Raw genomic sequence first — 18,303 nt, 5'->3', positions numbered from 1 at the left:
ACTTCCAATAACGATAATTATGTAAATACGCTGTCCATATGGATGGCTTATTTTATTTTTTGCTTAGCGTGGTTTTTTTCCGAAATGCTGGCGATACCCCATGCCCATCAAGCTAATCAAATAAATTACTAGATACGAAATGATTCTTGTTTTAAAACTAGCAAGTGATAAAAAAGTAGGCATGCTAAAGAAGCCTATTAAAACGCGATTTTTTCGCTAGGCAGCTTGTCTATCCTTCACTGTCGTTTTATACACAATCCCTAGAATATCAAAGACGGTCATCTTCTTATACCGATGACATTTACGGCCGTTCTTTTTGAGCAGTTGATAAAGGCGATGCAGAATTTTTAAAAGTTCTTCTGTGCCAACGGATATCGCTTGAAACAGTAATGGAAAGTAATCTTTAATCATATAAATCGCTTTATATTCACTCAGCTCCTGCTTTTTCTTTTCAAACAGAAACTGACGCATTTGAAACATCGTAGAAGAACAGAGGAGAATGCCAATGAGTTGTCCATATAAATGGCACTCTAGGCGTTCTCTTTTTATATTTTGACATTCATCAATTTCAAAGAATGATTTCCACGTTTTAAACAAAATTTCAATCTGCCAACGAAGTGAATATAGTGAATGCACGTAGTTCGTCGGTACTTCTTCTAGTGACGTATTCGTAATATATACATTCATGCCCATTAAACGTTTACTTTTATCCTTCATGACAATGCCTTTCTTCTTTTCACGTATCGCTTGGTTTTTCAGACGTGTTTGTGTTTGATCATCGGTTAAACGATGGATAATGACACGTGCTGGAAGTTTCTGATTTTGGCCAATGTATGCCTCGGGGATTTCCATCGTTTCACCAGGGATTAGACCAGACAGCATTTGTGTCATATCAAGCTGGATGTATTCTGTTTGCTTTTTTAACGTACCATTGTTGAAGTATTCTGGTTCAGGGTTCTTGATATAAATGCGTGTATTCAACTTCAACCGCGAGATATAGTAAGCCTCTTTATCATGAATGGCTTGTAAGTCTCCTAAATCGAAGTAACCAAGATCACGTAAACACAAATCGCCTGCTTTTACGGTTCTAAGACAGATGGTACCATATGTTTTATCATTATTTTTTCCTGGTCCAAGCTGCACGTTAAGGAATTGACCATTAAGTAAATCGTATTCCAATTGGATTTTCACGCCTGCCTTATTACTACTCCCACCTGAACCTTGATAGTCAGTGGCGAATTGATCAGGCAGTTGAAACACTGTTGCATCTAGAATACGGATACGATTGAAAGTAGAGATTATATGTGCAGAAAGTGAGTGATTTGAACAGAGTTTTTGTGTGAGAAGAGAAGTAAAAACTTCTCGAAGAAATGCGACAGCTGCTGGATTAAAGCGTTGATTCAGTCCTTCTGGACTTATGAGTGTAGCTGTATTTGCATAAAGCTGACTACATAATTGAGTGAGAGAATCACTTGCTACATGTTGACTAATCCAAATACATAAAGCAGCCAAATCGCGTGCGCCATACTTACTTTTACGTTTTACAAACCCTGTTTCCTGTGCGAGTTGTTGAAGAACATATGGAGATAGATATCGCTGTAGTTCTTCGGCGAACAAATGAAACCCATTTTGAATCGATAGATTCATAAAAAAACGCCATCCTTTCTGTATATTTCTACAAAAAGAATAACGTTTTCTGTGAATTATGGATATAAATTTATCTTAGATTGATAGTGATATATAGTGACCCCAACTACTTTAAAAATATTACTGTACATCTAAATTTAGCACAAAGATTTATTCTCTAATCCCCAGCTAAACCAGCGTGCATGACCGTCCGTTTCTCCGACCGTTTCATTGTATTCTTTACCATTAATAAAATAATCAAGATGAAGATCTCTATCCCACATGTTATTGTAAAGGTGGAAAACATCTCGTTTCGCACCAATTTCTTTAATCTGCTTTACTAGTTTATGCTTTTCACTCTCTGGTATTTGATTCGCTACATGTGTATGGAAAACACAAATCACTGAATCCTCTGGAATTTGTTCTTCAATTTCAGAAAGAAGAGATACCCCATCGCCTTCTATAAGTTTCACTGATTGTTCTTTTAAATAAGTTGCTGCATGATCGAACATTTCAAGCCTTTCTTTATGCTCCGGCCAAATGAGCGAGCGTAACCATAAATAATCTTCCTCATCATTCAAATCATTTATATGTAAATCTAGTCCAATTCTTTCTGTGACAGGAGGGCTTTGTTGTAAAAGAAATGGTTGATTTTCACCTTTTATTTCCGATTTTAATTGAGCCTTAGAATTTATGTTACCATACACTTTCTCTGTCCCATACGAATAACAATATTGATCCCAAAATAATTGTAAACCAGCGCTTGTTCCGATTTCAATTAATGCTAAAGGTTTATTAACTTTATTAAACATATAGCAAAAACTCGGATATAAATATGTACATCTTCTTACTTCGTTTGTCTGTACTAACTTCGTTTTTAAAATAGCAATAATTTCTTCTCTATGAAGCTGGCAAAAATCTTTAAAATGGTGAAATGCCTGGTCTAAATCTTTTTCTGGAGTTGAAACGAGGCTACCGTAGTATTGTTTTAATACATGACTGTTGCCTTTCAATAATAAATAGTGAACGGCACCAAATAATAAATTTGGAATAGGCTGACCAATTTGTGCATGTGACACTAATGCAAGAATTTCCTCATCTTCTGCAATTCTTAATGATAAATTTTCATATAAATCGCTCGACCCTTTACATTCTTTTTCTGAAAAGTTTCTAAATAAGTTGGAGATTTGTTCTGGTGTAAGCATTTATAATCCTCCTGACAATAATATTAATATTCAGAATAATTTTAACATAAAACAATTCAAATATGGTATAAATATCCTTTTTGATTCTATATAACACTACAAATGAATTTTATAAAACTATCTCTACTTCAGTAGGTTCTTTCAAAACTTTTTTGTTTGAAGTAGTAAAGAAAGACCTGTTTCAATGTCGTTTTATCACAAGGAATACTCTCAATACTATGTCTAACTACATTTTATGAATGTAAGGGGAGCGATTCACATAGGTACACACATAAAACCTATAGTATTTATCGCCACATCACCATTAACTCCATCAACTTAAGAAACGGATACTTCCCAAAACAAAAAAATAAGCAGTTTTTTGTCAAAAATGTACGAAAATTTCGTCCTGGGGGTATTCGCTTTTGTTAACTTGATGGGCATGTGGCGATACCCCATACCCATCAAGCTAAAATTTTATAGTACCCCCCAGAACGAAATTTTGTACTAACTTGTAACAAAATGCTCATTTTTTCGTTTTGAGGTATTTGCATTTCTTAGCTTGATGGTGATGGGGGTACCCCTATTAGCAGAACTAATGTGTGAAAACTATAGAATTGAAATATTAATCATTCTCTTCATTTTCCTTTTTACTTCCTTGCCAAACTCTAACTACAGGAACTCCCACTCAATAATCTCTTTAAAAGTTCTCACTATCCATAACTCCTTCAAGGGTAAATAATTCATTCCCTATTTTGTGAATACTACATCCAAAAAGATAAACGTTTCGTAATACAGTTATTATATTTATGCGTTGTTTCAAATATAGGAACTTTTATTGTTTTTTTGATTTATATTTCTCAACATTTTATTATGAACAACGTAAGAAAGAGAGGTGAATCCATTGAAGCAATATGAAGTAGCTACACTGAAAAAAGGACTTCTAATTTTAGATGCTTTGCAAGAAAAAGATATGACACTTCGTGAAGTTATACAAACATTGTCATTTAATAAGTCAACAGCTTTTCGTTTATTATATACCCTCGAATTAATGGGCTATGTCAAAAAAATTGATAATTCCTATAGTCTTACTAATAAGATGGTGTCTTCATCCACTTCGTATAACTCAAAAGCAAATTGGTTATCGGTTCCACCTTTACATGAGTTGAGTAGAGAAGTTGGAGAAACAGCCTATGTTGGAATTCTTCAAGGAACGGATGTAATCACTGCGCAAGTTGTTGACGGCCCTCATACTATAAGAGCACACTCAAAGGTTGGTGACCGGGCTCCTGTCCACTTAAGCGCTCTAGGAAAAGTCATATTAGCTTTTTTAGACAAAACCAAGCTCGAAGGAATCCTTAAAGAATTATCATTAGTGCAAAATACAAAAAATACATTTGCAGACTTGCATTTATTAAAAGAACACCTAAAGGTTATTCGTAAGCAAGGGTACGCAGTAGATGACGAAGAGACAGAAATAGGCCTACGCTGTATTGCAGCTCCTGTCATCTTTGAGGGAAATGTGATTTCAGCTGTGGCTGTATCTGGTCCAGCACTTCGTTTAAATAAAAAATTAGATAAGACTTTTAGTAAGAAACTTATTCAATGTAGTTCGCATATATCAAAAATACTTTAATGGAAAACATCATAAGTGTTAAGGAGGGTGAATATGAAAGAAATGTCAACAAAAGTATACATCGCCTTACTTTCTTTGGCTATTAGTGCTTTTGCTATCGGAACAACCGAGTTCGTTATTGTAGGCTTACTTCAAATAGTTGCTGATGACTTAACTATTTCTGTGACAAAAGCTGGTACTTTAATTTCTGGTTATGCAGTAGCAATAGCTGTCGGAACACCGATTGTAACAGCTATTACAGGGCGCATTCCTAAAAAAGGATTTTTACTCATCTTAATGATGGTCTTCATATTGGGTAACGTCATGTCAGCCATTGCCGAAACATATGAAGTATTAATGATCTCGAGGGTTATCACTGCTATCGCTCATGGTGTATTTTTTGCCATTGCAGCTACAGTTGCTGCCGATATCGTACCAGAAAACAAGAAAGGAACAGCTATTTCAATTATGTTCACTGGATTAACAGTAGCAACCATAGCAGGTGTTCCAATGGGCACTTATATTGGACAACACTTTGGGTGGCGCGCTACATTCAGTGCGGTAGCTGTGCTCGGCATTATTGGGTTAATTGTAAATGTATTTGCCGTTGATAAAGTGAACAGACAAGCAAATTCTCCTACTCTAAAAGATGTAGGACAACTTGTGAAAAATCAACGTATTCTTCTGGCATTATTAATGACTGCCCTAGGATTTGGTGCAACCTTTGCTTTGTTTACCTATCTCGCCCCTATTCTCCAAGAAATTAGTGGGTATTCATCAGGATCTATTTCATTGTTACTTTTAGTTTATGGGGTTGCCGTGGCAATTGGAAATATAGTAGGTGGAAAAATAGCAAACCAGCATCCTGTTAAATCGTTACGATTTGTATTTTTATTCCAAGGAATAGTACTTTTATTACAAATGGTACTACTACCTAGTAAAGGATTAAGTATTTTATCAGTTATCTTGTTAGGTTTATTTGCATTTATGATGTCTGCAGGAGTTCAAGCTTACATTGTAATGCTTGCTGAAAAATTAGTACCTTCTGCAAAAGATATTGCATCTGCACTAAATATATCAGCTTTTAACGTAGGGATTGCTGCAGGATCTACTTTAGGTGGATTAGCAGTAGACTATTTAACGTATTTAGATACGGCATGGATTGGTGCCATTATGGCGGCATTCGCATTTCTTCTATCCGTACTGAATTATAAATTAGATAAAAAACAAAAATTATTTTAGGGGAGAGTTTATTTATGAACTTACAACAACTAGAAAATGTAGAAAACGAATTACAATTTGAAACATTTACAAATGAAGATGCTCTAAATCTGGGCATGACATTAATTGAGTATGCAAAAGAAAATAATAAAGCAGTAGCTATTCATATTGAACGTAATCGAGTACCGTTATTCACCCACCTAATGGATGGTACATCTGAAGAAAATGTATTATGGCTATATCGAAAAAAACGCATAGTGGATCATTACAACAGAAGCTCACATTATATTAGAGCAAGATTCGAAGAGCAAGGAACGACTCATGATGAAAGTTCTCTTCTTCAATCATCAGATTATCAAGCTGTAGGTGGCTCTTTCCCTATTCGTATTATAGGCGTAGGTGTAATTGGGACTGTAACAGTAGCGGGGCTTACACCTCAACTTGATCATGATTATGCTGTAAAGGGAGTAAAACGTTTCTTAAAAAAATAAGGAATTAATGAATGAATGGTTATCGAATATGTGATGTTGACCAACAAAGAAGAGTTAGTGAAAGAATTTGTACAGGCAATTAACAAAGTATATCCTATTTTAAGCAGTTCTGAAGGGCACTTATTTCACAAACTGATAAGCACCTAAAAGAAGCTTTTGCAATCTAAAAAGGAAGAAGGCAGTTTAATCATGCGAAACCTTCTTCCTTTTTTATATAACAATTTACTGATTTTAGACCATCTTAATTTGGATGAGTATATCTTTATTAATTAAAGTATACGTTTACTATCACATTATCAAATAAAATTGAAGCCATAAACAGTTTTTAAGAACAAGATTCATGTAAATGTAACTAAATTCTTATATTCAATATTTATTTATGTACAAAAAAGCTAGTATTATACTAGCTTTTTTTGTACTTCTTATAAGAATGATTAGGGTAATTAATCTGGTTGCTTCCAGCCTTTTTGCGTATGTAAACTTTGATTGGTTAATTTATGAAGGCTTCTGTTTTCGAAACTTATTTCATCAATGTTTATGATAAGATAACTAAATGTAGAAAAGTAAAAATTTTGTTTAGGGGGTACTTTAAAATCTTAGCTTGGTGGTCATGGGGCGGTACCCTTGTTAGGGCTTTTTTTATTGGCTCTTATCTCCAAAAATGTCTTTTACTAAATAATATTATTATCCAATACATAAGTATTAAAGATTTGTTAAAATACATATTTTAATAAAGAAAAGACACCACAAGGTGTCTTCCTCTGACTTGAACCACTTTAATTTTAATAACTTCATTTTACAATCACAAATATATCTTTAATCTTTCATATGATATTTTATCATTTTTTTCAGTTAATTGCATGAAACTGGTGAAAATAGGTTATTTTTTGTAAATTCCTTTTCTCCATATCCATTCAATGGGACCATAGCGGAAATATTTACTCCAAATTTTGCTGAATATAATTTGCACAAAGATAATTAAAATCCCGAAGATACATAGTTGCCAGTAATATACCTGTGAGACATCTTTAAAGTACAATGAAAGAATGCAAATTTTTATTATGGGGGCATTCTCAATTCTTAAGTTGATGGGCATGGGGTCACCATACATGCCCATCAAGCTAAGGTTGGGTATTTCATGAACTTCCGTTATTGTTGCCTATATGCTTAATATTTTGTTTATTTGTTTCTAAAAATAAGCATTCCAAATAAACCTTGATAAGGTGTATTTGGAATGCTTATGCAGTTTTCTGCTTTATACAGGATACAGTGTACTGATAAACAACACCTAAAATATCATAGATTGTCTTTTTCTCATATCGATGGGATTTCCGTCCGTTTTTCTGTAAGAGTTCAAACAGACGAAGAAAAATTTTTGATACTTCTTGGGTGTCTTGTTGTATAGCTTCATATACTAAGTACATATGATCTTGAATCATATAAATAGCTTTATATTCACTTAATTCTTTTTGTTTTTTCTGTAGTAACAGCTGTCGCATTTTGAACATAGTGGAGGAACAAAGAAAAATAGCAATTAACTGTCCATAAAGATGACATTCTAGACGCTCTCGCTTAATATTGTGACAATGATTGATACCAAAAAGAGATTTCCATGTTTTAAATACAATCTCTATTTGCCAACGTAGAGAATAAATCTCGTGAACATGTTCCATCGGAACAATTTCCCACGGGATGTTGGTAATATAAACATTAATTTCTGTTAAACGTTTACTTTTTTCAGAGTATGTAATCCCTTTTTTCTTTTCAACATAAGTTTGCTGTTTCCTGCGTTTATGAACTTGAGTTGATGTGAGTCTATATATTACAACTCTTGAGGGTAATTTTTGTTGTCCAACATAGGCATTTCGAATTTCATAAGTATCTCCTGGTTTTATCTGATGCATGATATGTTCAAGATCAAGTAGAGCATATAAAGATTGCTTTTTTACTGTCCCATCCCGGAAGAATTCTGGAGATTCATTTTTTACATATACTCTATTATTTAATTTCAACCGTGAAACATAGAACACCCCTCGTTGATCCATCTGGTTTAAATCTTTTAGAGAAAAGTATCCTAAATCTCGAATACATAAATCTCCTGGTCGTAGGGTATCCAAACATTCTGTACCAAAAGTTTTATCATTATTTTTACCTGGTTCCATTCGAAAATTGAGGAATTTTCCACTATATAAATCATACTCTAGCTGAATCTTAATACCAGCGGTTTGTGCACATCCTCCTGAACCAGGATAAATGGGAGCCAAATGATTGGGTACTTGAAAAATAGTAGCATCCAAAATACGTATACGTTGAAAATAAGAGGTGTATTGGTTTGAGATTCGAGACGAATCGTTTAGTTTGCTTTTGATTAAAAGGGAGAATACACGCTGTAGAAATAAAACAGCACATCGGTTAAAACGTTGATTAAGTCCTTCTGGACTCATAAGTGTAGCTGTATTTGCATAGAGCTGGCTACATAATCGAGTAAGAGAATCGCTTGCTACCTGTTGACTAATCCAGATACATAAAGCAGCCAAATCTCGTGCGCCATACTTACTTTTACGTTTTACAAAACCTGTCTCTTGTGCGAGTTGTTGAAGAATATGTGGAGATAGATATCGCTGTAGTTCTTCAGCGAACAAATGAAACTCATCTTGAATCGATAGATTCATACAAAAACGCCGTCCTTCCTGTATATTTCTACAAAAAGAATAGCGTATTTTCATTGTTTTTTGGGTTAATTTCCTAAGTTTCATGAGAATATATTTACAAACCCAAAATATGGTTGACAATTAAAGATTACATTTGTAATATTAGTTTACAGATTACAAATGTAATACAAGGGGGTGGAATTTTATAAAATGAAAGAATTACCTAAAATTTCGGAAGCTGAATTAGAAATCATGAAAGTTCTTTGGTCAAAATCGCCTCAAACAGCAAATGAAGTGATTGAAGCACTAGAGGTAACGATGGATTGGAAACCGAAAACGATTCGAACGCTTATTAATCGATTAGTCCAAAAAGAGGCTGTTTCTTACCATCAGGATAAAGGGCGTATGTATGCATATTATCCTTTAGTGTCGCAAGATAGTTATCTACAAGTAGAAACAAAATCGCTACTCAAAAGTTTCTATGGTGCAGCATTTAAACCTTTACTTGTGAATTTTTTAAAAGAAGAAAAACTTTCTTCAGAAGATATTAATGAACTCAAACGTATTCTGGATGAGAAGACTGAGGAAAATCAGTGGAAGGATAGATAATGATGATTGATATGTTTGTAAACGTCTATCTACCTCGATTTTTTGATTGGGTGATAGAAACATCCATTATGGCAAGTATATTAGTTGGTTTAATCTTATGTGTCAAAATCTTGCTTAGAAACAAGTTAACCCCGCGATGGCAGTATCTATTATGGATGATATTAATTGTAAGACTTCTATTACCATGGTCACCAGATAGTTCCTACAGTATCTATTCTATTCTTTCGTACAGTAATGGAACTTCTGATACCTTTTACCAAGAGTCTGTAGTTGTTTCTTCTTCAAAAGAGCGGACTAATATAGGCGATACAAAGGTAGTCACAAAAGAAGATAACTATGCATCTGATTTAACACAACCAGCCGAAAGTAAGAAACAAACGCACAGTAATAAAAAGCCACAGGATGATACGTTTTCGTTTTATACAATCGTTTTATATATTTGGCTTGCCGGGGTTATCATCCTAGGTCTTGCTACCATCATTATGAATAGGCGTTTACTTCTCTACATAAAAAAACAACCTGTTATTACAGATGGAAGGATTGTCAAGATCTTCGAAAGCTGTAAGAAATCTATGTCTGTTCAACAGGATATTTCACTACTCCTAGCTGGAAAAATTTCAAGTCCAACTGTTTTCGGCTTCTTTCGACCAAGGGTGTTATTGTCAAGTGTACATATGAAAATATTAGATGAGCAACAATTACGATATATTTTTCATCATGAATTGGCTCACATCAAACGAAGAGATGTTGGTGTGAATTGGCTTATGCATGGCTTACTCATTTTAAATTGGTTTAACCCGATTCTTTGGTATGCTTACTCATGCATGAGGGAAGATCAGGAACTGGCATGCGATGCGTGCGCTCTTACATATATAGACTCAGAGGAACAACTTGCATATGGTCAAACAATTATCAGCCTTTTAGAACACCACTCAAGTTATTATCAAGTGCCAAGTTTTGCAAACTTAAGTAGAAATAAAAGAACATTGAAAAGGAGAATTCTTATGATTAAAAAGTTTAAAAAGGACTCTTATCGTTGGTCTGTCATTGGAGTTGTTGCGATTCTTGCTGTTTCATCTCTATCCTTACTAAATGCACGTGCAGATAGATCAGATGAACAGCAGAAAGAACAAACCACAGAAATGGTAAATACTAATGAAAGGGACTATTCAAGAGTTGTAACAAAAGAGGACCAAGAACACAGAGAAAGTATGTTAAATGAAAAGGACCAAGTTACAGTTATAACAAAAGAGGAACAAAAAATGGTAGAAAATATGTCAGTTAAAGAAGGATTTGTACCACAAGAAGAAGGAACAGGATTCTTTTTTACAAAAGAGAAATAGCATTAAGTTTAGTTGTTATACTTACGGAGTGCTTTAATACAATAAGAACAGTAATAGTAATCAAATTTTTTATCAAAAATGATTTAATAGAATTTACATTGAATATATGTAAATGATGTGAGAAACTTCGATACTCCAATAGTTCTCACATCGAAGTTAAGGTAATCGCGTAATATTGGTGAGACCTTATTGCTACAAAGTTGAAATTTCATAGCGCCCCCAGAACGGAACTTTGTGCTAACTTGTAACAAAAAAGCTCATTTTTTTCGTTTTGGGGTTGATTTATTTTCTTAACTTGATGGGCATGGGGTCACCATATCAAAAAAAGAAAATTGTACGTTTAGACACATTTTGGACATATTTTGAGATGTATGCTGTACGTTAAGACTATATTTCTTGTTAGATATATTTTTTATAGAGAAAAGGCACTCTTTCGGGTGCCTGCCACTATGATTCATGTTATTTTAAATAATATAGGCTCGAATTTATTGGGTTAATAATTTTATACATTTTGATAGTAGTTACAATAAAATGTATTCAGTTTTAAAACAGCTTGTAATACTTCTTCTAGATGAGGTACTGACGGCAAAACGCGGATTTGATTACTGCTGATAATGTTATGTAAATTTCACATGTATACAATATACAATAATAACATCCCATTACGGTTGTAAAACCTAACTATGTACATGGATGGAATTCTAGGTGTTATTTGTAAATATGTATAGGGATATTTCATATTCATTCCTATACTCTATTGATTTTATTTTAATTTTTAAGTATAATTATTCAAAAGAATAAATATTTATAAGTTTTCTAGGGTTCCGCAATTTTACTTTCTAATTGGTCAGGTCCGAGAGAAAACGTACGGTAAACTTTACTGTATACACGGAGGGATAAAAGCCCGGGAGATATCAATAAGATATTTTCCGGGCTTTTTTATTTATTCTTAAGGGAAAATAAAGTAGGAGGATAGTTATGATACAATTTAAGAAAAATAATTTAACTGTTTATCAAAGTTCCTTATGGAAGACTACTAGTAATGTGTTTGAGGCGGATGATTTTATACTAATAACAGATCCAACATGGCTACCACATGAAATAAATGAAATTAAATCATATGTAGAACAAATTCGAGATGGAAAAGAACTATATTTGTTATTTACGCACGGTGATTTTGATCATATTATCGGATATGGAGCATTTCCAGATGCAAAAGTAATAGGAAGTATAGGGATGTTAGACCATCCAAATAAGCAATATAAACTTAATTTAATTAATAACTTTGATAGTGAGTATTACATCGATAGACCATATCCTATTGAATTTCCAACTATTGATATAGTTATTAAAGAAGATGGACAACAACTTGAAATAGGGAATACATTAATTACTTTTTATCTTTCACCTGGTCATACTCATGATGGATTATTTGCAATAATTGAACCACAAGGCATATGGATTACTGGAGACTATTTATCTGATTTTGAGTTACCTTATCTGTTTGATAGTGCTAACGCCTATATAAACACTCTATTGAAGGCTGAAAAAATTTTAAAGAACCATTTTATTAGTGTGCTTGTACCTGGACATGGACACTCAACAGAAAATAGAGGTGAAATGAATAGAAGGATAGAATTAGCTCGCGAATATATAAATCGACTCATTGAATCTGTAAAAAATAGTGATAGTCAATCAATTGACCAACTAGGGAAAGAAATGAGTTACCAATCAACTTTTACTAAAGAATGCCATGAGAAAAACATTGAAATAATACAAAATGAACCTATATAAAAGGAACGATATTATGAACATAGTAAATTTTAAAAAATTAGGTAATTCATTAGAAGTTGATAAAGATCATGTATTAAAAGAAATAAATAAAGGAAGTTTTATACTGATTAACCTAAAAGAAAAGGAATATCCCTATGAAGTTCATGAGTCAGCAGAAGAAATGATTATTGCATTTCAAGGGAGTTTTGTACTTGAGACAGAGGTTGAAAGTGTAATAATTCCTGAAGGGTTTATGGTAACTGTCTCTAAAGGTGTAAAACATCGTTTTGGCAATGAGAGCAATGCTCTCATATTAGGGGTAGCACCACACATCCATCAACTTAAGGATTTAGACTATTTTTGAAGTTAAAAGCACGTTACTATTTTCTTATGTTAATGAGAAAGGGTGACGTGCTTTTTATGAATATGAATCAAAAACAAGAATTATCTTTATTCGCTGAAGAGTTATATCGATATATGTCTCCCGCTACACTTAATCAATTAGCCATAGAAGCAGGCGGGATGAAACGAAAACGTAAGTGCCACGGGCACCATTTCTTATCTTTGTGTGTATGGCTTAATCAACAAGTCGCTACTACCTCTCTTACTCAACTATGTAGTCAATTAGAAACTTCAACAGGAATTTTATTAAGTCCGGAAGGACTTAATCGGCGATTTAACTCGGCTTCTGTAGCCTTCTTTCGAACGGTGTTTACTACACTTCTACAAGCTAAAATTGGAGGCGTATCTAAGATTTCTCATTCTCTTTCTTCCTACTTTGAGCGCATTCGCATCCTTGATTCTACAACCTTTCAAGTTCCAGATCGATTCGCATCCACTTATCCTGGTGCCGGAGGATGTAGTCATAAAGCTGGTGTGAAAATTCAACTAGAGTATGACTTGTTAAGTGGAGAATTTTCTGATGTGAAAATTGAACCAGGAAAACGAAGTGATCAGGCATATGGTGCGACTCGAACAGGCATGATACAAAAGAATGAGCTGTATATTCGTGACTTAGGATATTTTCGTCTACAAGACTTTCAGTCTATTCAAGACAAGCAAGGGTATTATTTATCTCGTCTTAAGTTACCAACTAAAATATATAGAAAAGAGTTCGAAACAGTGGTATTTAAAACAAAACCCTCTCAATTAAAACCGGTATATATACAAATTCATTTGGAAGACATTATGAAACAATTACAACCTGGCCAAGTGTATGAATTACACGATGTATATGTAGGGAGTAAAGACAAACTGCCTACTCGTATTGTAGTTTATAGGTGTACCGAGGAGCAAAAACAGAAACGCCTACATGACCGAGCTATTCGTGAAAAGAAAACAGGAATTACATATACAGAGCGCACGAAGCTTTTACAAGGTATTACGGTATATATGACAAACATTCCTACGGAATGGGTACCAAAAGAGAAAATCTATGATTTATATTCATTACGTTGGCAAATTGAGCTGTTATTTAAAATATGGAAATCTTGGTTTCAAATTCATCGTTGTAAATCTATTAAACAAGAGCGATTAGAATGTCATCTTTATGGGCAACTCATTAGTATTCTACTATGTTCTTCTACTATGTTTAAAATGCGAGAACTCCTATTACGTAAGAAACAGAAAGAGCTAAGTGAATATAAAGCGATGTACATAATTAAGGATTATTTTTCACTTTTTTACCAAGCATTACACAAAAACACCCAAGAATTATCAAAGGTTCTCCTTCGTCTGTTTAACCTCCTACAGCACAACGGACGAAAATCTCATCGATACGAGAAAAAGACAGTCTTTGATATTTTGGGTGTTGTCTATGAGTATACCACTTCCATTCATCAGGTAGCATAATTATAGTGAAAAAATTGTAACCCTTCGGGGTTTATTTGATATGCCTACTTTTAGGATATCTATAAAAAATAATGAAAAACTACATGGAAAGATCCGCCTTTGTATAAACATATACCTTAAGTTGATGGATGTGGGGTAGCACCACATACCCATCAAGCTAACAAAACAAATTACCCCCAGAACGAAATTTTGTGTTAACTTGTAACAAAAAAGCTCATTTTTTTCGTTTTAGGGTAATTCTAAATTCTTAAGTTGATAGGAATGTTGTGTGACCCCAATTATTCAATATATTATTGATAAATATTTTATGATATTTACCCTATGTTACCTGTTGAGTTAATATATTAATAGAAAATATGTTAAATTTTGCTAAAAGGGGTGGAAAAATGGTTAAACTTAAAAAATTAACTATATCATTGATTTTAGGCACTTTATTTTTATTACCTACAAGTGCAAGTGCGGCGAACGTGTACGGCGTTGTGAGTAATAAATGGGAAGGAAGTGGTACCATTGAAGCTGCTGTTAGTCTTGGCGGGGATACTATTTTTGTCGGTAATTCTAGTGATTTAGCTGTATTAAGCATGGAATCTGGTGGATCAGTGGTATCACATGAAAAAAACAAACCTTATTTTCCTACCAAAGGGATGGTAAAAACATCTGATGGCAATATTTTTATTGCGGGAACACTAGGGAAATGGAAAATTGTAGATTCATCTACAGGTTTAATTGAACAAAGACAACTATCAGATAAACTTAGTCCAAGATTTGTTAAGCTACTATCGGATGGAAGGATTTTATTAGTATATGATAAAGGTTATTATACTATTCTTGATGGTGATTCTTACCACGTAACAAGAACAGGAAAATGGCCAAATGATTGGAATATTAACGATACAATTGAGTTAAGTAAAGACAAGATCTTGATGATGGGTGAAAAGGGAAAATATCAAGTTATGTCACTAGAAAATGGCAACATCATTGATTTTGGGGATTGGGGCTCAACAAAACATGACATCATGTCTATTGACAAACTTGATGATGGAACAATATTAGCAGTTGGAGAAGGTTCAAAAATTGCCTTATTTGATAAAGATGGAAAAAAGATTGATAGTGCTGAACTAACTGATGAAGAAAATAAGAATTATAAATGGAATAAAATAATAGCTCTCAAGGATAAACATGCACTAGTAATTAGTTCTACTGGTCAGATGCTTTTAGTTCAGGTTGATGCAAATAATAAAATTTCCGTTAGAGCAAAAACAAAACTAACCAATTATACGTCTAGCGGTACTGTAGTAAAAATTAAAGAGAATCAAGTATTCGTTTCACTTGCTAATGGTAGATATATGGTTTATCAAGCAGATTTATAAAAATTTAAGTACAATAGTTATTCATTTAGAGGTCTCGTCACATGTCCATTAAGCTTATAAGGTGACCCAATTCGATGGTTTCTCATTCATTTTTTAAGTTTACGTAGGTTTCGTAAACTTTATTGTTGATACAATATCAAATTTAGTAAACAAATATGATAAACACAAAAAGTGAGTGAATTAGAGGCAGCATTTACATCTTAATGAAAGTATAGACTAATAAAAATTCGACATAAAATAAGCCGGATTTCCTACTTTAAGGAACATTCGGCTTATTTTCTTTAGGTTATAATGTGTTTTGTTCATATTCTTTAATTATTTTATAAAAAGTATTTTTCTTTAGTTCTAATAGCTCCATAAATTCAACCCCAGTAATTTCTCTATTTTTCCATTTTGGATAAGTTTCTTCTATTATAAATAGTTGCTTTTGGCTTAATGTTGAAAGATTAAGTTGAGGACGCCCTAAGTGCTTTCCTTGAGATTTAGCTACAGCAATCCCTTCTGCTTGTCGCTGATGAATTTTTTTACGCTCTTGATCCGCAACGTAGGATAGCAATGATAAAAATTGATCTTCCATTAATCGGCCCATATCACCCATATCACGAAATTTCCGACTATCAAACAAGGTTTCATTTTCTAAAACTACGATATCAGCTTGTAATTCTCTTGTTATATACTTCCATTCTGAAATTACCTCATCATAATTGCGGCTCATACGATCTAAGGCATCTATGTAAACAATATCACCTGTACTTAATATCTTTCGTAATAATTGATATTGAGGGCGATCAAAATGTCGTCCACTTGCTTTATCGACAAAAATGCGTCGAGCTTCCACTCCTCGTTCCATCATCTTATGTAACTGACGTTGTTCATTTTGATCTTTTGTACTTACACGTATATATCCATAAATATTTGCCACGTTTTGTACTCTCCTTACATTTGTTACCACAATTATACCATTTTTGTTTATAAAGGTATTCATTAAAAATAAACGTTTATAAAATGATTCGAATTACCTTTACAAACTAATAGTGATTTTCAAGGAACCTATTATAATCCTTTAACTATTATGATTAATTGATTTCTTATTTTTAAAATAAGTTAATCATTTATAGAAAGATATTTTTAAGCACGTCTATTTCATATAATAGGAGTCACCATACCATTTCCGGAAATCATACAATTTTCCCGAAATGATATGGTGACTCCTATAAGGTAATGCAAATTAATAGTTACATGCAATTATTGTTATCTTACAAAAATGTAATGTTTATGTAATGTTTCTGGATTTCTTAATTGAAAATATGCGATTAATATAAGTATAAGAATATGAGGTGAATCTATTGAAAAAAATCATTTTACTTTTAATTATTTTAACTGTATTTAGTAGTATGTTAGTTGGCTGTAATTTAAATCGTATTGGAACAGAAAAATATTATGTTCAAATCAATGTAGATGGAAAAGAAGGAGTTGCAAAATCCATTGATGGTGAAATAATGGGAAAGGAATTTACATATAAATTACAAGGTTTTGATGAGGAAGGTAAAGAAAAGGAGTTAGAATTCAAAACACAAAAGAATCTTCGTAAAGAAGCATTTCTACTTGTATACTATTCTAAAGAAAAGGGTGTAAAATCCTGGGAAGAAGTGGAGAAAGATGATTTACCTACAAAAGTGAAAGAAAAATTAAGTGTAAAATAAAGAAAAGAGATAGGTGCTACTGATTCTTATACTGTAGTATCTATCTCTTTTGTAATACACGATTAGACCTAAAAAGAATCAGATTTATAAATAAGGACATGTTTTAGGGGGGATAAACATATGTATAGAATTTTGATTGTTGATGGTAATGTGAACTTCACATCTACATTAAAAACTTATTTAAAACAAGAACCTTGTAAAGTAGTAACTGTTAAAAACTTTGAAAAAGTTATGAAGTACTTAAACACTTTAGATCCACACCTAATATTATTAGGCGCAAAATTACCTGTATTGGATGGTTTTTATTGGCTACAGAAAATTCGATCTAGATTTACTTGTCCAATTATATTTATTTCTAATTGTAAAAATGAAAAAGAACAAATTCAAGCCATTGAAAAAGGTGCAGATGATTGTATAATTCCTCCTTTTAATTGTAAAGTAATAGTAACAAAAATAAAAAGATATTTACGCCGAACGTATGGTGAATATATTCTACATCCATTAGAACGTTTTATAGAGATAAAAGGATTGATATTCTATCCAGAGCGTTTACAGCTACAATTTAAATCAAAGCAAGTTACTTTAACAAATAATGAAAGAATTATTATAGAACTCCTTTTTTTGCAATATCCACGTACTGTAGCACATAACGCGTTATCATCTGCAATTTCGACAAATGGAGAATCCGTGAGTGAAAATACCTTATATAAAAATATTATACGTGTAAATAAAAAAATTGATATTTTAGGGGTTAGAAAGGCAATTAAAGTGGTAAGCAAAATAGGATATCGATTGGATATAAAGGATAATGATTAACTAATTTAGCTTGTATTAACCACTAAAAGTATTGTGCACGCCACAGGAGT

14 protein-coding genes, 2 pseudogenes and 1 riboswitch are annotated in these 18,303 nt (G+C 33.0%); of the genes and pseudogenes, 11 read left to right on the top strand and 5 right to left on the bottom strand.

From position 1 onward, the window contains the following. Window positions 1–216: 216 nt before the first annotated feature. Both B9A45_RS30560 and B9A45_RS30555 read right to left on the bottom strand, forming a co-directional pair. A complete protein-coding gene (locus B9A45_RS30560; protein ID WP_084065842.1) occupies window positions 217–1,647 on the bottom strand; it encodes an IS4 family transposase in 1,431 nt (476 codons plus the stop codon). Between the two features lie 137 nt (window positions 1,648–1,784). Next, window positions 1,785–2,831: a DUF2332 domain-containing protein gene (locus B9A45_RS30555; RefSeq protein ID WP_016136153.1), complete on the bottom strand. Its 1,047-nt coding sequence runs from the start codon at window positions 2,829–2,831 to the stop codon at window positions 1,785–1,787. 883 nt (window positions 2,832–3,714) lie between these two features. Here B9A45_RS30555 and B9A45_RS30550 point away from each other — a divergent pair. The 3 genes from B9A45_RS30550 to B9A45_RS30540 are packed head-to-tail and all read left to right on the top strand — an operon-like array spanning window position 3,715 to window position 6,137. Continuing rightward, window positions 3,715–4,446 (top strand): IclR family transcriptional regulator, encoded by a 732-nt coding sequence (locus tag B9A45_RS30550; RefSeq protein ID WP_084065841.1) that lies wholly within the window; start codon window positions 3,715–3,717, stop codon window positions 4,444–4,446. 33 nt (window positions 4,447–4,479) lie between these two features. Next, complete coding sequence (locus B9A45_RS30545; protein WP_084065840.1) at window positions 4,480–5,667, top strand: MFS transporter; 1,188 nt, start codon at window positions 4,480–4,482, stop codon at window positions 5,665–5,667. 14 nt (window positions 5,668–5,681) lie between these two features. Then, window positions 5,682–6,137, top strand: a complete 456-nt coding sequence (locus tag B9A45_RS30540) for a heme-degrading domain-containing protein (protein WP_084065839.1) — start codon at window positions 5,682–5,684, stop codon at window positions 6,135–6,137. A gap of 880 nt (window positions 6,138–7,017) precedes the next feature. On the opposite strand, the pseudogene B9A45_RS30535 reads toward B9A45_RS30540, so the two are convergent. Next, window positions 7,018–7,200: pseudogene (locus B9A45_RS30535) on the bottom strand (DUF418 domain-containing protein); the annotation flags it as partial. Between the two features lie 175 nt (window positions 7,201–7,375). Then, window positions 7,376–8,809, bottom strand: a complete 1,434-nt coding sequence (locus tag B9A45_RS30530) for an IS4 family transposase (protein ID WP_084065838.1) — start codon at window positions 8,807–8,809, stop codon at window positions 7,376–7,378. A 189-nt stretch (window positions 8,810–8,998) separates the two neighbouring features. Here B9A45_RS30530 and B9A45_RS30520 point away from each other — a divergent pair, with 189 nt between their 5' ends. The 6 genes and pseudogenes from B9A45_RS30520 to B9A45_RS30495 all read left to right on the top strand — a co-directional run bounded on the left by B9A45_RS30520 (window position 8,999) and on the right by B9A45_RS30495 (window position 15,734). Further along, a complete protein-coding gene (locus B9A45_RS30520) occupies window positions 8,999–9,397 on the top strand; it encodes a BlaI/MecI/CopY family transcriptional regulator (RefSeq protein WP_000661416.1) in 399 nt (132 codons plus the stop codon). A gap of 2 nt (window positions 9,398–9,399) precedes the next feature. Continuing rightward, window positions 9,400–10,503 (top strand): annotated as a pseudogene (locus tag B9A45_RS30515) (M56 family metallopeptidase); the annotation flags it as partial. 1,042 nt (window positions 10,504–11,545) lie between these two features. Beyond that, window positions 11,546–11,653: riboswitch (guanidine-I (ykkC/yxkD leader) on the top strand. Window positions 11,654–11,718: 65 nt separating this feature from the next. Beyond that, entirely contained in the window at window positions 11,719–12,534 is an 816-nt protein-coding gene (locus B9A45_RS30510) for an MBL fold metallo-hydrolase (protein ID WP_084065837.1), read from the top strand. A gap of 13 nt (window positions 12,535–12,547) precedes the next feature. Then, entirely contained in the window at window positions 12,548–12,877 is a 330-nt protein-coding gene (locus B9A45_RS30505) for a cupin domain-containing protein (RefSeq protein WP_179135421.1), read from the top strand. 56 nt (window positions 12,878–12,933) lie between these two features. Continuing rightward, the gene (locus B9A45_RS30500) at window positions 12,934–14,364 is read left to right on the top strand and encodes an IS4 family transposase (protein WP_142263114.1); all 1,431 of its coding nucleotides are present in this window, start codon (window positions 12,934–12,936) and stop codon (window positions 14,362–14,364) included. 386 nt (window positions 14,365–14,750) lie between these two features. Beyond that, window positions 14,751–15,734 carry a hypothetical protein gene (locus B9A45_RS30495; protein WP_084065834.1) on the top strand — a complete coding sequence of 328 codons (984 nt, stop codon included), beginning with the start codon at window positions 14,751–14,753 and terminating at the stop codon, window positions 15,732–15,734. Between the two features lie 286 nt (window positions 15,735–16,020). On the opposite strand, the gene B9A45_RS30490 is transcribed toward B9A45_RS30495, so the two are convergent. After that, window positions 16,021–16,686, bottom strand: a complete 666-nt coding sequence (locus tag B9A45_RS30490; RefSeq protein WP_084065833.1) for a recombinase family protein — start codon at window positions 16,684–16,686, stop codon at window positions 16,021–16,023. A gap of 385 nt (window positions 16,687–17,071) precedes the next feature. On the opposite strand from B9A45_RS30490, the gene B9A45_RS30485 reads away from it, so the two are divergent. Further along, window positions 17,072–17,437 carry a YxeA family protein gene (locus B9A45_RS30485; protein WP_142263113.1) on the top strand — a complete coding sequence of 122 codons (366 nt, stop codon included), beginning with the start codon at window positions 17,072–17,074 and terminating at the stop codon, window positions 17,435–17,437. 120 nt (window positions 17,438–17,557) lie between these two features. Further along, window positions 17,558–18,253: a response regulator transcription factor gene (locus B9A45_RS30480; protein WP_084065831.1), complete on the top strand. Its 696-nt coding sequence runs from the start codon at window positions 17,558–17,560 to the stop codon at window positions 18,251–18,253. Window positions 18,254–18,303 lie beyond the last annotated feature (50 nt).

The organism is Bacillus sp. JKS001846 (genome assembly GCF_900176455.1).
In the GTDB taxonomy this organism is placed as follows: domain Bacteria; phylum Bacillota; class Bacilli; order Bacillales; family Bacillaceae_G; genus Bacillus_A; species Bacillus_A cereus.
Note: the sequence above shows the minus strand (reverse complement) of the source record. Positions and strands in the feature narration are given on the sequence as shown.

Coding starts and splice junctions, on each gene's coding strand:
- B9A45_RS30560 (WP_084065842.1), bottom strand. CDS start 1,647: ATGAATCTATCGATTCAAAATGGGTTTCATTTGTTCGCCGAAGAACTA.
- B9A45_RS30555 (WP_016136153.1), bottom strand. CDS start 2,831: ATGCTTACACCAGAACAAATCTCCAACTTATTTAGAAACTTTTCAGAA.
- B9A45_RS30545 (WP_084065840.1), top strand. CDS start 4,480: ATGAAAGAAATGTCAACAAAAGTATACATCGCCTTACTTTCTTTGGCT.
- B9A45_RS30540 (WP_084065839.1), top strand. CDS start 5,682: ATGAACTTACAACAACTAGAAAATGTAGAAAACGAATTACAATTTGAA.
- B9A45_RS30530 (WP_084065838.1), bottom strand. CDS start 8,809: ATGAATCTATCGATTCAAGATGAGTTTCATTTGTTCGCTGAAGAACTA.
- B9A45_RS30520 (WP_000661416.1), top strand. CDS start 8,999: ATGAAAGAATTACCTAAAATTTCGGAAGCTGAATTAGAAATCATGAAA.
- B9A45_RS30510 (WP_084065837.1), top strand. CDS start 11,719: ATGATACAATTTAAGAAAAATAATTTAACTGTTTATCAAAGTTCCTTA.
- B9A45_RS30505 (WP_179135421.1), top strand. CDS start 12,548: ATGAACATAGTAAATTTTAAAAAATTAGGTAATTCATTAGAAGTTGAT.
- B9A45_RS30500 (WP_142263114.1), top strand. CDS start 12,934: ATGAATATGAATCAAAAACAAGAATTATCTTTATTCGCTGAAGAGTTA.
- B9A45_RS30495 (WP_084065834.1), top strand. CDS start 14,751: ATGGTTAAACTTAAAAAATTAACTATATCATTGATTTTAGGCACTTTA.
- B9A45_RS30480 (WP_084065831.1), top strand. CDS start 17,558: ATGTATAGAATTTTGATTGTTGATGGTAATGTGAACTTCACATCTACA.